The 12,843-nt window shown below is 60.6% G+C and carries 11 protein-coding genes and 3 tRNA genes; 6 read left to right on the top strand and 8 right to left on the bottom strand.

Annotated elements, in window-relative coordinates:
- Window positions 1-133: 133 nt before the first annotated feature.
- The 3 genes from tuf to U5G49_RS07260 form a co-directional block, all read right to left on the bottom strand.
- A complete protein-coding gene (tuf, locus tag U5G49_RS07270) occupies window positions 134-1,309 on the bottom strand; it encodes an elongation factor Tu (RefSeq protein WP_018241634.1) in 1,176 nt (391 codons plus the stop codon).
- Between the two features lie 348 nt (window positions 1,310-1,657).
- Window positions 1,658-1,731, bottom strand: a tRNA-Gly gene (locus U5G49_RS07265).
- Between the two features lie 24 nt (window positions 1,732-1,755).
- A tRNA-Tyr gene (locus U5G49_RS07260) sits at window positions 1,756-1,840 on the bottom strand.
- 202 nt (window positions 1,841-2,042) lie between these two features.
- On the opposite strand from U5G49_RS07260, the gene rlmB reads away from it, so the two are divergent.
- The 3 genes from rlmB to U5G49_RS07245 all read left to right on the top strand — a co-directional run bounded on the left by rlmB (window position 2,043) and on the right by U5G49_RS07245 (window position 3,621).
- Entirely contained in the window at window positions 2,043-2,933 is an 891-nt protein-coding gene (gene rlmB, locus U5G49_RS07255) for a 23S rRNA (guanosine(2251)-2'-O)-methyltransferase RlmB (RefSeq protein ID WP_193444416.1), read from the top strand.
- 327 nt (window positions 2,934-3,260) lie between these two features.
- Window positions 3,261-3,419, top strand: a complete 159-nt coding sequence (locus tag U5G49_RS07250) for a hypothetical protein (protein ID WP_003558513.1) — start codon at window positions 3,261-3,263, stop codon at window positions 3,417-3,419.
- A gap of 64 nt (window positions 3,420-3,483) precedes the next feature.
- Window positions 3,484-3,621: a hypothetical protein gene (locus U5G49_RS07245; protein ID WP_003547501.1), complete on the top strand. Its 138-nt coding sequence runs from the start codon at window positions 3,484-3,486 to the stop codon at window positions 3,619-3,621.
- A 32-nt stretch (window positions 3,622-3,653) separates the two neighbouring features.
- On the opposite strand, the gene U5G49_RS07240 is transcribed toward U5G49_RS07245, so the two are convergent.
- Window positions 3,654-4,073 (bottom strand): hypothetical protein, encoded by a 420-nt coding sequence (locus tag U5G49_RS07240; RefSeq protein ID WP_172643992.1) that lies wholly within the window; start codon window positions 4,071-4,073, stop codon window positions 3,654-3,656.
- A 195-nt stretch (window positions 4,074-4,268) separates the two neighbouring features.
- Window positions 4,269-4,344 (bottom strand) — tRNA-Thr (locus U5G49_RS07235).
- Window positions 4,345-4,502: 158 nt separating this feature from the next.
- Here U5G49_RS07235 and U5G49_RS07230 point away from each other — a divergent pair.
- From U5G49_RS07230 to U5G49_RS07220, 3 genes are read left to right on the top strand one after another with little or no spacing between them, the layout of a single operon-like run.
- Window positions 4,503-5,276 (top strand): NAD kinase, encoded by a 774-nt coding sequence (locus U5G49_RS07230; RefSeq protein WP_168298171.1) that lies wholly within the window; start codon window positions 4,503-4,505, stop codon window positions 5,274-5,276.
- 4 nt (window positions 5,277-5,280) lie between these two features.
- Window positions 5,281-5,796: a hypothetical protein gene (locus U5G49_RS07225; RefSeq protein ID WP_047622607.1), complete on the top strand. Its 516-nt coding sequence runs from the start codon at window positions 5,281-5,283 to the stop codon at window positions 5,794-5,796.
- 33 nt (window positions 5,797-5,829) lie between these two features.
- Entirely contained in the window at window positions 5,830-6,846 is a 1,017-nt protein-coding gene (locus U5G49_RS07220) for an alpha/beta hydrolase family protein (RefSeq protein WP_193444415.1), read from the top strand.
- 57 nt (window positions 6,847-6,903) lie between these two features.
- On the opposite strand, the gene prfB is transcribed toward U5G49_RS07220, so the two are convergent.
- From prfB to U5G49_RS07205, 3 genes are all read right to left on the bottom strand, one after another.
- A protein-coding gene (prfB, locus tag U5G49_RS07215) for a peptide chain release factor 2 (protein ID WP_112902571.1) occupies window positions 6,904-8,035 on the bottom strand; the annotation gives its coding sequence in 2 pieces (ribosomal slippage) (window positions 6,904-7,965 and window positions 7,967-8,035; 1,131 coding nt in all).
- Between the two features lie 100 nt (window positions 8,036-8,135).
- Window positions 8,136-10,595: a penicillin-binding protein 1A gene (locus U5G49_RS07210; RefSeq protein WP_018241626.1), complete on the bottom strand. Its 2,460-nt coding sequence runs from the start codon at window positions 10,593-10,595 to the stop codon at window positions 8,136-8,138.
- 376 nt (window positions 10,596-10,971) lie between these two features.
- Window positions 10,972-12,228 carry an N-acetylmuramoyl-L-alanine amidase gene (locus U5G49_RS07205; RefSeq protein WP_193444414.1) on the bottom strand — a complete coding sequence of 419 codons (1,257 nt, stop codon included), beginning with the start codon at window positions 12,226-12,228 and terminating at the stop codon, window positions 10,972-10,974.
- Between the last annotated feature and the right edge of the window lie 615 nt (window positions 12,229-12,843).

The raw sequence follows: 12,843 nt of genomic DNA, 5'->3' as shown, positions 1-12,843 counted from the left end.
GAGATGAACAAAATACTGTGACAGGCCAACTTAACGATATTTTTACAACACCTGTTAAGCCTACAGGAAGCCATGAAAATGAAAAACCCCGCTGTTTCCAGCGGGGTCTTCATAATTGCGGATAACTCGAAAGTTATTCGACGATCGACGCGACGATACCGGCGCCGACGGTGCGGCCGCCTTCGCGGATCGCGAAGCGCAGCTTTTCTTCCATCGCGATCGGAACGATCAGCTCGACGGCAACCGTGACGTTGTCGCCTGGCATCACCATCTCCGTGCCTTCCGGCAGCGTCACAATGCCCGTCACGTCGGTCGTGCGGAAGTAGAACTGCGGACGGTAGTTGGTGAAGAACGGCGTATGACGGCCACCCTCTTCCTTCGTCAGGATGTAGGCTTCTGCCATGAACTTCTTATGCGGCTTGACAGAGCCGGGCTTCGCCAGGATCTGGCCACGCTCGACGCCGTCACGGTTCACACCGCGGATCAGCGCACCGATGTTGTCGCCGGCCTGGCCCTGATCGAGCAGCTTGCGGAACATTTCAACGCCGGTCACCGTCGTCTTCGAGGTCGGACGGATGCCGACGATCTCGACTTCTTCGCCAACCTTGACAATGCCACGCTCGACGCGGCCGGTCACAACCGTGCCGCGGCCCGAGATCGAGAACACGTCTTCGATCGGCATCAGGAACGGCTGGTCGATCGGACGCTCAGGCGTCGGGATGTAGGCGTCAACAGCAGCCATCAGTTCGCGGATCGCGTCTTCGCCGATCTTCTTGTCCGAATCTTCAAGAGCAGCAAGTGCCGAACCCTTGACGACCGGGATATCGTCGCCCGGGAAGTCGTAGGACGACAGCAGTTCGCGAACTTCGAGCTCGACCAGTTCGAGAAGCTCGGCGTCGTCAACCTGGTCGACCTTGTTCAGGAACACAACGATTGCCGGAACGCCGACCTGGCGAGCCAGCAGGATGTGTTCGCGCGTCTGCGGCATCGGGCCGTCAGCGGCCGAGCACACCAGGATCGCGCCGTCCATCTGGGCAGCACCGGTGATCATGTTCTTGACGTAGTCGGCGTGGCCGGGGCAGTCGACGTGCGCGTAGTGGCGGGCCGGCGTCTCATACTCGACGTGCGCCGTCGAGATCGTGATGCCACGGGCCTTTTCTTCCGGAGCCGCGTCGATCTGATCGTACGCCTTGTACTCACCGAAGTACTTCGTGATCGCTGCCGTCAGAGACGTCTTGCCGTGGTCAACGTGGCCAATCGTGCCAATGTTGACGTGCGGCTTGTTGCGCTCAAACTTACTCTTTCCCATTTGAATGCTTCCTGTGAACGAAAATGGTGGCCCCGGCGAACCGGTTTAGTGCCGCCGTTTAAGGCTTTCGGCGACATTGCGCAAGACTTAATTGCAGACGCCATTCTTGGCCTGAGAGCGCATATGGGAGACAATTCGCCGCCTGCAAGGCGATTCGCCAAAGCCCCCTCGAAAATCGCTGAAATCTTAAAGAAAATCGCATTGACCGCCGGAGACGCGCCATAGCCGTTCCGCGTCGAGCGCCCTTCCCTGCCAGTCGACAATCGCAATCGTCAGCTTCTCCGCCAGCGCCGGAGACATCTCGGGGACTACGGCAGCAGCGGTCGAATAAAGTAGCGTAACGGAAACTGGAGCGGGTAGCGGGAATCGAACCCGCGTATTCAGCTTGGAAGGCTGCTGCTCTACCATTGAGCTATACCCGCGGGGTGGTCCGATCCGATGACGAATGGTGGAGAGAGTTGGATTTGAACCAACGTAGGCTGAGCCAACGGATTTACAGTCCGTCCCCTTTAACCACTCGGGCATCTCTCCAGTTTTTCGTCCGGATCGCAAGACCAAGTTCGTCAGACTTCGAAGCGTTGCCGCCCGTCGTCTGCGCCGCGTATATGACCGGAGCATTTCAGTCTGTCAACACGATGACAACGGAAAAAACACGAAAAATTTCATTCGCCACCGAAAGCCGGCATATGAAAGAAAGCCTATGCGGCAGCGAGCGCCATGGCTATAAAGCTGCATGAGCAAAGACAACAAATCCGGCGGCAAGACCGCGACAGACCCATCCGCCAAGGATACGCATTACGCCACTCTGCGGCGCGCCCACCGTGACGCCAAGCGCGAACGCGGGGAGATTCCGACGCCTCAGCCGCAGAAGCGAAAGCGCGGCGGCGACGACTGGAAGCCGCCGGCGCTTGCGCCCGACCAGGTGCATCTCTATGGCCTGCATACGGTGCGCGCGGCCCTCGACAATCCCGAGCGCAAGAAGATCAAACTGTTCGTGACGCAGAACGCGCTCGCACGTCTCGAAGTCGACGTCGAAACGCTCGGCATGCCCTTCGAGATCGTTTCGCCGCAGGAGATCGACAAGGTGCTCGGCCCCGAGGCGATCCATCAGGGCGTGATGTTGGAAACACGGCCGCTTCCGGTACGCCGACTCGAAGCGTTGAAGGAAAGTCCTCTCCTGCTCGTCCTCGATCAGGTGACCGATCCGCACAATGTCGGCGCGATCATGCGCTCGGCCGTCGCCTTTAATGCCGGCGCGGTCATTACCACGCAGCGACATAGCCCGACCGAATCGGGCGTGCTCGCCAAGTCCGCCTCCGGCGCTCTGGAACTGATACCTTATATACAGGTTACCAATCTCGCCGATGCGCTCGGTGAATTGCACAAGCTCGGCTTCTCCACCATCGGCCTCGATTCGGAAGGACCGGCGCCGCTCGAAGGCACCTTCTCCGGCGAGAAAGTGGCGCTGGTGCTTGGCTCGGAGGGCAAGGGGCTTCGGCAGAAGACGCGGGAAACCGTCAACGCACTTGCCCGCCTCGACATGCCGGGCGCGATCAAATCACTCAACGTCTCCAATGCGGCGGCGATCGCACTTTACGCGGCGCGGCTCCACCTGAAGGCATAGGCCGGCCCAAGCAAGGGCAGCCGGTCGGGCTCCATCCATCGGCCCGCGCCGTATCGCCTACATGGGCCACTTCGACGGGATAGACGATCATCCGTGACATACGGCGCCGCGCGTCTTTTCTGACGCGATATCGATTCGGATTTAAGGAGTTATGCAGGAGCTCGATCCGGCGCGACAAACGGAAACGGACACGCACAACGCTCGTGCAACGCCCGACCGATGCCAGAAAAATCCACTTTTGCCTTGGAATGACGCCCCGGAGCACTATGATCGGCCAATGATCGGTCGTAGCGACCGGCTCAGAAGCAAGAAGGAACGATCCCTATCATGGCCATTCGACCGCTGATTTTCGGTATCCTTTTCATCGCGGTCTTCGTCGTGATTATCATCAGCATCATCTGGGTGGACACGTCGCACCCCATCCACCAGCCCGATCCTCTGTCGCCGACGGCGCCCGGCCCCGCGACGCCGGGACAGGTGCAATAATACTGGCAGGAACGCCGGCGGCGATCATGCGTTAATCCCGGAATCGAACGAGGATTGAACGCTTATGCGCATAATGATCGCCGTCGTCGCCTTCATGGTCGCCTCCGTGCTTAGCATCGCAATGATGTCGCCCTCCGGCGCCGGACAGACCGGCAATGGCGATCGGATCGAGGCGAGCGTCAACGAACCCGTCACTCATTAAAATAAAGGCCCGGGTGATCCGGGCCGTTATTGTCAACCGCGGTAGAGCCAGAACGGCATACCGCGATCGCGATCACGCCACTCGCGGCGCTCCTGCCAACGCTCGGCACGCCACCGCCGCCAGTGACGGCGATCATCGCGCCAGTCGGACCGGCGCCAATCGCGCTCATCGCGCCAGCCACGGTCGTCACGGTCGCGATCACCTCGCCAGCCACGGTCGTCGCGGTCGCGATCACCTCGCCAGCCATCACGAATTTGAACGATATCGCCCTGCGCCGTCACCGCCGGCCGCTCGGCCGGCATGGCGGCAGCCGGTGCGACGGACGCGAAAGCCGCACCGACGGAAATGGTTGCGGCGAGAAAGAGATGTGCGAGCTTCATGGCTGTTTCCTCATTGCTGATGAGGCGAAGATAAGCGGTCGCGGCTGAATTGGCGGTGAAGCAGCCCTTCAGACGCGGTTCATCAAGCGATACGTGCCATCTGAAAAGCCGGTGCGATTGAGCGAGGCAGCCGTGAACCCAGGCTCTGTTTAGAAAGACGGTATCGTGGGGAAAGATGGTGCAGCTAACCGGAGCATTCTCGAACCAGTCCGCCTTCGCTTAGTTGCTCTCTTCGGCTCGCCGAGCCGAAGCTCACAGAGCGTAGGCTGGTGCCCCCGCCAGGGTTCGAACCCGGGACCCCCTGATTACAAATCAGGTGCTCTACCAACTGAGCTACAAGGGCAATAGTTGCCCAACTAGCAGATTCTGTGATTCTGTAAAGGGAAAATCCGTGCCTGCGCGGACAGTTCGGCTGCAGCTCAAAACGCTTCGCGATAGAAAACGTCCTTGTCGCGCAAGGTCTTTATCCTTTAGCTAGGGCAGCATCATAAAGGGCATTGCATGGGCCGTTCATTTCAGACGCTTTCCTTTCTCGCCTCACCAACGACGGAGGCGCTTGCCGCGCGCGAGGAGTTGATTCGCATCTATGGCGACGTCCCGGCCGACGAAGCCGACGTCATTGTCGCACTCGGCGGCGACGGATTCATGCTGCAGACGCTGCACAACACCATGAACTCCGGCAAGCTGGTTTACGGCATGAATCGCGGCTCGGTCGGCTTCCTGATGAACGACTATCGCACCGACCAGCTTCAGGAGCGCATCTGCGTCGCCGTCGAAAACGTCTTCCGGCCATTGCAGATGACGACGGCCAACGCCGACGGCACCAACTCGACGGCGCTCGCCATCAACGAGGTCTATCTTTTTCGCCAGTCCTATCAGGCTGCGAATCTAAGGGTTATGGTGGATGGGCGCGTCCGTCTGGAAGAACTGATCTGCGACGGGCTGATGGTGGCGACACCTGCCGGATCGACGGCGTATAATCTTTCCGCCCATGGCCCGATCCTGCCGCTCGAGGCGCCGCTGCTCGCTATGACGCCGGTCAGCGCTTTCAGGCCTCGGCGCTGGAGGGGCGCTCTGCTTCCGAACAAGGTGACCGTCGATATCGACATTCTCGAGCCGGAGAAGCGACCGGTGAACGCAGTGGCCGACAATACCGAGGTCAAGTCGGTGCTGCATATTCGCATCGCCCAGTCGGAGCATGTGACGGCGCGCATCCTTTCTGATCCCGACCGCTCCTGGTCCGACCGGATTCTAGCCGAGCAGTTCAAGGATTGAGACGATGGCAATGCGACGGATATTGATGACCAGCCTCCTGCTTGCGGGATGGAGCATTGCAGCGGAGGCCGGCCCGGCGCAGGATGCCCTCCTGCCGGCATCGGTGATTTTCGCGACCAGTACCGGCTACTGGGAGGACGATGGCAACGCACCGGCGGTCGAGCGGGTGCCGACGAGCGCCGAGAGCGTCGCCAATCCCGAGGGAAAGGCCGCGCAGCGCCACGGCTACTACAAGCTCTTTGCCGTCCGCCAGCCGGACAGGACCTCGAAGATCTATCTGCAGCAGATTGCCCAGACCGAGACCGGCCCGGCGATCGCCTCGACCATCGAGCTGCAGGAGTTCAGCGACCTGAAGCCTTACGTTACCGATATACGCCCCGAGAATTCGAACGGCATCATCAAGGAACCGGGGCTCTTCGCCACGGTCTATCTGAAGACCGACCCTGCCGCGGAGCCGGATGGCTGGACCGTGCTGATCGACGAATTCGGCGACATCACCGTGGAGAAGGCGACGAATTGAACGGCTGGGACGTGTTCAAAGGGCATTCAAGAGATGAAACTGGGCTTTCGCGACGGCATCCTCTACGACGAGAAAAGGTCGAACTGGGACGCCGCCGGCCCTAGACCGATCCGTTGGTCCCTCTGGTACCCCGCCGCCGATGACGCACAAAGCGACGTCCCGGAAAGAAGCTGGTTCCAGAGGGCGGCCGTCGCCCGCGATGCCCCCATCCGGCCGGAGGCCGGGCCCTATCCCCTCGTGCTGTTGTCGCATGGCACCGGCGGATCCGCGGCCGGACTGGAGTGGCTGGCGCGACGCCTGGTCGATCGCGGGTTTGCAGCGCTCGGCGTCAGCCACCACGGCAATACCGGCATCGAGCCCTATCGCGCTGAAGGCTTTGCCTGCCTTTGGGAGCGGGCGCCTGACCTAAGCTACATGCTCGACCACCGCGATGCATGGCTCAGCGATCTCTCTGGCGATATCGATACGAACAGTGTCTTCGCAGCCGGATTTTCGGCCGGGGCCTATAGCGTGATGCTGCTTCTTGGGGCTGTCGCACAGTTCTCGCAGTTCGAACCATCGAGGATGAAGCCTGGTGGCGCGCGCGGACCAAGGGAATTTCCCGACCTTGCAGACCATATCCCGGCATTGCTGCGCACCAGCGATGTGTTTCGCGATTCATGGTCCCGGATGTCGAACTCCTACCGAGACGACAGAATCAAGGCCGCACTCATCTGCGCGCCAGGCCGGTCGGTTCTCGGTTTCAGCGAGGAAAGCCTGAAAGCTGTCGATGCGCCTGCCCTTATCCTGGTCGGTGACGCCGACAGGGCGGCACCGGCCGAAGAATGTTCGTCGTGGCTGCATGCGCGGCTCCGGCGCAGCGCCCTTAAAATCTTCAGCGGCGGCCTTGGACATTATGTCTTCGTGCCAGAGGGCACGGCGCTCGGCCTTGCCTTTGCGGCAGAACTCTTTACCGATCCCCCAGGCATCGAGCGCGCAGTCATTCATGAGGAGATTGCCAATCTGTCGGCAGCGCTGTTTCAAGTCAGCGGTATAAGCGCGATGGCTTGAGCAAAACAAAAGCCCCGTCTCCGGGGCTTTTGTTATCTCAATGCATCGATAATCCGATCAGTCGACATCCTCGACGACCGCGTCGGCGGCGCCGCTGATGCGGTGGGCAAGTGCTGCTTCCATAAACTCGTTCAGGTCGCCGTCGAGAACGTCGTCCGGCGCGCTGCTGGCGACACCAGTGCGAAGGTCCTTGACCAGCTGGTAGGGCTGCAGCACGTAGGAGCGGATCTGGTGACCCCAGCCGATCTCCGTCTTCGAAGCGGCTTCGGCGCTGGCAGCGTCCTCGCGCTTCTTCAGTTCCGCTTCGTACATGCGGGCGCGCAACATGTCCCAGGCCTTGGCACGGTTCTTGTGCTGCGAACGCTCCTGCTGGCACTGCACGACGATGCCCGTCGGGATATGCGTGATGCGCACGGCCGAGTCGGTGGTGTTGACGTGCTGGCCGCCGGCGCCCGACGAACGGTAGGTATCGATGCGGCAGTCGCTTTCGTTGATCTCGATCTGGATCGAGTCGTCGACAACCGGATAGACCCAAATCGACGAAAAGGAGGTGTGGCGACGCGCATTGCTGTCGTAGGGCGAGATCCGCACCAGGCGGTGCACGCCCGATTCCGTTTTCAGCCAGCCATAGGCATTGTGGCCCTTGACGAGCAGGGTCGCGGACTTGATGCCAGCCTCTTCGCCGTCATGAACTTCGAGAAGCTCGACCTTGAAACGCTGGCGTTCAGCCCAGCGGGTGTACATGCGCAGAAGCATGTTCGCCCAGTCCTGGCTTTCGGTGCCGCCGGCGCCGGAATGGACTTCGAGATAAGTGTCGTTGCCATCGGCTTCGCCGGAGAGCATGGCTTCCACCTGGCGGCGTGCAGCCTCGGCCTTCAAGGCCTTCAGCGTGTCCTCGGCTTCCTTGACGACGCTCTGGTCTCCCTCTTCCTCGCCAAGCTCGATCAGCTCGATATTGTCGTTCAGCTGCTGTTCGAGCTGCTTGACACCGTTAATGCCGTCATCCAGCTGCTGGCGCTCGCGCATCAGCTTCTGCGCTTCGGAAGCGTCGTTCCAGAGGTTCGGATCCTCTGCCTTGTTGTTCAACCAGTCCAGCCGTCTTATCGCCTGGTCCCAGTCAAAGATGCCTCCTCAGCAGGGTGATAGCCTGCTTGGTTTCATCGACCACGTTTTCGATTTCCGCTCGCATTTTCCTGCTTCTCTGTCGGTCTTATTCAGGTGCTGGTGACATAGAGACGCCCGCCGCGGATGTAAAGGGCCGCGGCGGGCGTGCAAAATTTAGGCCTCGGTCAGAATAGGCCGGGCGTGCCGGTCTGGACGGCCTGGTTCGCCTGCGGCGAGGTCTTCAGGATCTCTTCCGGCGCCATGGTGCTGTCCATGCCGATCACGGAGAAGCTGTCGGCCGGGCCGGTGCCGGGCTTGAAGGCCTCGACGATGGTGTTCGGATCGCCGTCGCCAGCCGCCATGCCGGTTTTGCGGTCGATCGAAATCAGGTTCATGCCTGATGGAATGACGAACTTCGATTCCGGCGTGTCCTTGACGGCAGCCTGCATGAATTCGTTGAAGATCGGGGCGGACAAGACGCCACCGGTGCCGCCGCGGCCGAGCGGGGCCGGCGTATCGAAGCCCATATAGAGGCCTGCAACCAGATCCGGCGTGAAGCCGACGAACCAGGCATCCTTCTCGTCGTTGGTGGTGCCGGTCTTTCCGGCGACGTCGCGACCGCCGAGATCAATCTTGCCGGCAGCGGTGCCGCGCTGGATGACGCCCTGCATCATCGAGGTGATCTGGTAGGCGGTCATCGGGTCGAGAACGGTTTCCCGATTGTCGACCACATTCGGCTCTTCCTGGTTCTGCCAGTCGCCGGCATTGCAGCCCTCGCACACACGCTCCTCATGTTTGAAGATCGTCTTGCCGTAGCGGTCCTGGATGCGGTCGATCAATGTCGGCTTGATCTGCTTGCCGCCATTGGCGATGACCGAATAGGCCGAGACCATGCGCAGCACAGTCGTGTCGCCGGCGCCGAGCGACATGGAAAGAACTGGCAGCATGTGATCGTAGATGCCGAAGCGCTCGGCATATTCGGCGACGATGTTCATGCCGAGATCGTTGGCGAGGCGCACCGTCATCAGATTGCGCGAATGCTCGATGCCCGAACGCAGCGTCGACGGGCCGCCGGATTCGCCGCCGTAGTTTTCCGGCCTCCAGACCTGGCCGCCCGAGACGATTTCGATCGGCGCATCCATGATGACGGAGGCCGGCGTATAACCGTTGTCCATTGCCGCGGCGTAGACGAAGGGCTTGAACGAGGAGCCTGGCTGGCGCATCGCCTGGGTGGCGCGGTTGAATTCGGACTGGGCGTAGGAGAAACCGCCGACCATGGCGAGCACGCGGCCGGTCTTTGGGTCCATCGCGACCAGTCCACCCTGGACCTTCGGCGGCTGCTGCAGGCGGTAGGAAGTCGACGCGTCGTCGCCGAGCTTTGCGACATAAACGACGTCACCAGGCGCTACGGCGCCGACCGGCGACTTCGTGGTCTTGCGGGCGCCGTCGGCCGAACGGAAGGCCCATTGCATATTCTTGGCGTCGATGGTGCCGCGTTGACGGTCGGCCGCAACCTTGCCACTTCCATCCTTGGCCGGCTGCAGGCCGATGTCGACGGTCGAGTCGGACACGGCGAGCACGACGGCAAGCCGCCATTCCGGAACGTCGGACAGGGTGGGAATATCGGCTAGCGCCTTGCCCCAATCACCGCTTGCATCGATCTGCTTGATCGGGCCGTGGAAACCGCGGCGCTCATCATAGGTGACCAGACCGTCCTGCAGCGCCTTGCGGGCAGCCAGCTGCATCTGCGGATCGAGCGACGTGCGCACCGAAAGTCCGCCCTCATAAAGGACCTTTTCGCCGTACTGGTCGATCAGCTGGCGGCGCACGGCTTCGGCGAAATAATCCGAAGCAAAGAGCGATGGGCCAGTGGTGCGGGCGGTGACGCCGAGCGGCTGCTTCTTGGCCTCTTCGCCGTCGCTCTGGCTGACATAACCGTTCTCGACCATGCGATCGATCACCCAGTTGCGGCGCTCGAGTGCCGCCTCGGGATGACGGAACGGATGATAATTGGCAGGCCCCTTCGGCAGCGATGCCAGATAGGCGGCTTCGGCGACGGTCAGTTCGGTGACGGATTTGTTGAAATAGGTGAGTGCTGCGCCGGCAATGCCATAGGAATTCAGACCGAAGAAGATCTCGTTCAGGTAGAGTTCGAGGATCTTGTCCTTGCTGTAGGCCTGCTCGATACGGAAGGAAAGGATCGCTTCCTTGATCTTGCGGTCGATGGTCTGGTCCGAGCTCAGAAGGAAATTCTTGGCCACCTGCTGGGTGATTGTGGAGGCACCGACCGGGCGGCGGCCGGAACCGAAATTCTGCAGGTTGACGAGGATGGCGCGGCCGAGGCCGGTGAGATCGACGCCCGGGTGATTGTAGAAATTCTTGTCTTCGGCCGACAGGAAAGCGGCCTTCACGCGGTCCGGAATGGCCTGGATCGGCAGGAAGAGACGCTTTTCCTTGGCGTATTCGGCCATCAAAGCGCCGTTGCCGGCATGGACGCGGGTCGTCACCGGCGGCGCATAGCTGTTCAGAACGGCATAGTCGGGGAGATCCTTCGCGACATTGGCGAGATAGATGGCAATACCCGCCGCCGCGACCAGAAACAGGACGCAGGCCATTCCGAAGAAATATCCAAAAAGTCTAACCATATTTCAGCTACCGGTCTTTTCGATCTTCAATCGGCGCAGCCGCAACGATTGTACAGATCAAGGCAATTTGCACGTTGCGCGGCTTACTCCATGAGCGTTACCGCCACAAGCCGATTCCGCGCTCAAGGCTTACGAAACATAAGCCGGAGTAACGGCGCGAATGTGAGCAAAATAGGGCTGTCTGCGCCGCATTCACCACTGCCGCCGCGTTTCATTAGAACTGTCACATCCAAGCAACGCCTGCCCCCGCCGCCAATCTGAGGTATCTTCCTCAGAATTTGATTCATGCCGCGCACTTAAATCTTTGTTTTTATGAATCTTTGTTTTTATGCGGGCCGCCGTGCCGCAACCGCTACAGATTTTTAAGCGGTGACCGTCAGCCGCCATTCGCCATGACGGCGGCGCGGTATCGCTTGACCGCGTCGGTCAAGAGACCGGCAATCTTGCCACGCCAGGCCTCGTCGAGCAGCAGTTTCTCGTCCTCGGCATTCGAGAGGAACCCGATCTCGAGAAGGATCGAGGGCACGTCAGGGGCCTGCAGCACACGGAAGCCGGCATGACGATGCGGATTGTTGATGGTGCCGACCTGATCCTTGAAAGAATTCAGAACGCTCTCGGCCAGTGAGATCGAGAAGGCCTGCGTCTCGCGCCGCGTCAGATCGAGCAGGATGTCGGCGACCTCGGGCGGCTCGGCAACCGTCTCCTTGCCGGCGATCTGGTCGGAAAGGTTTTCTCGTTCGGCAAGGTCGGCGGCGAGCTTGTCGGATGCCTTGTCGGAGATCGTGTAGACGGTGGCGCCGCGGATATCCTTCTGCTTCAGCGTGTCGGCATGCAGCGAAATGAAAAGGCCGGCATGATTCTGGCGGGCGATCAGCACACGCTGCGAAAGCGAAAGGAACTCGTCATCCTCACGCGTCAGGAAAGCCTTGATGCCCGGCTCCTTGTTCAGCCGGTCGGTCAAAGCCTTGGCGAAGGCAAGCGTCACCTGCTTTTCCTCGGTCTTGGTGTCGACGCCGATCGCGCCGGTATCGATGCCGCCATGGCCTGCATCGACGGCGATGACGAAATCGCCGGGAGCAGCTTTTTCCGGTGCCGGAATGGCGCTGGTCGTCTGAGCCGCATCACCTCGATCGCTCCAGGATTGCGTCTTCACCAGTTCGGCAAAGGCCCGCTTGTCGATCATCTCGGCATCGAGCACGAGGCGATGACCCTTGCCAGCCTCGTCGGCCTGCACTTTGGCAAGCGCCAGCTTGACCGGCCCTGCCGTCGTCAGCACGATACGGGCGCTCTCCTCGTCCATCTTGCCGTAGCGAATATCCTTGAATAGGCCGCGGGCGGCAAGATCCTTCGCCGGAAAACCGAAGGCAGTCGCCGGAAGGTCGACAACGATGCGTTCCGGATTGGCGATATAGTGGACCGAGAAACGCGGCTCGCGATCGAAATCGATGACGATGCGCGTCCTTGCATCGTCGCCGACGATGCGCGCGCCATAGGCAAGCAGCGGATCCCCGGCCTCGACGGAGCTGGCAGCGACCGGCAGGAGACTAGCGGCCAAAAGCGCCGCCAGAACCCGCCTTGCGAATGTCGATCGCCGCGCTGCGGATTTCGCCGCGATCCGAGCCCTCTTAAACAATAAACCGCCACACCCTATTTGTATTGCGATGGACCCGACGCAGCTGCGGCCAGCGTCCCTGTGACGAAACACCCGCTGCGGCCTGCCGAATCGCGATCACTTTATCCCCAGTTTCTATGCGTTGCGAAATCCATCAATATTATGGCACATTTGGCTTTTCCCTTGCTATTGTGACACAGAAAACATACAACGAATTTCAGGGTAAAGTGTTGACGGGATAGAGTCGCCGCAAAGGCTGCCAGCCAGATCAGGACCTGGCGCCACACCGGTCATCGTCCGCCGTCTCATGCGCTTAATCCCTAGAACTGGATCCTGATTTTCCGGCTCATTGTCGGAATTCATTGGTGGATCAGCCACCACGCTCTCAGGGAGCAAACTCATCGGACCCGAACGGGTCTTCGTATTTGTCGATCACGCTTGGTTGTTGATGGTTTCGCAGCAGGTTTTATCTGAAGTGTACAGGCCCCGGACCGAAATGGTTCCGGTTGCGGTCTGGCTGCTGCCCTCCCCCTCGCATCAGGCGCGACTTTCATTATCCGGCGCGGCCACTGCGGACCGCATTCTTTCTGTCTCAACAGCAGTCGGGAATGCGCTCTCGCGGCCACGCCGAGGAGC

The organism is Rhizobium indigoferae, assembly GCF_034554815.1.
Lineage (GTDB): Bacteria > Pseudomonadota > Alphaproteobacteria > Rhizobiales > Rhizobiaceae > Rhizobium > Rhizobium leguminosarum.
Note: the sequence above shows the minus strand (reverse complement) of the source record. Positions and strands in the feature narration are given on the sequence as shown.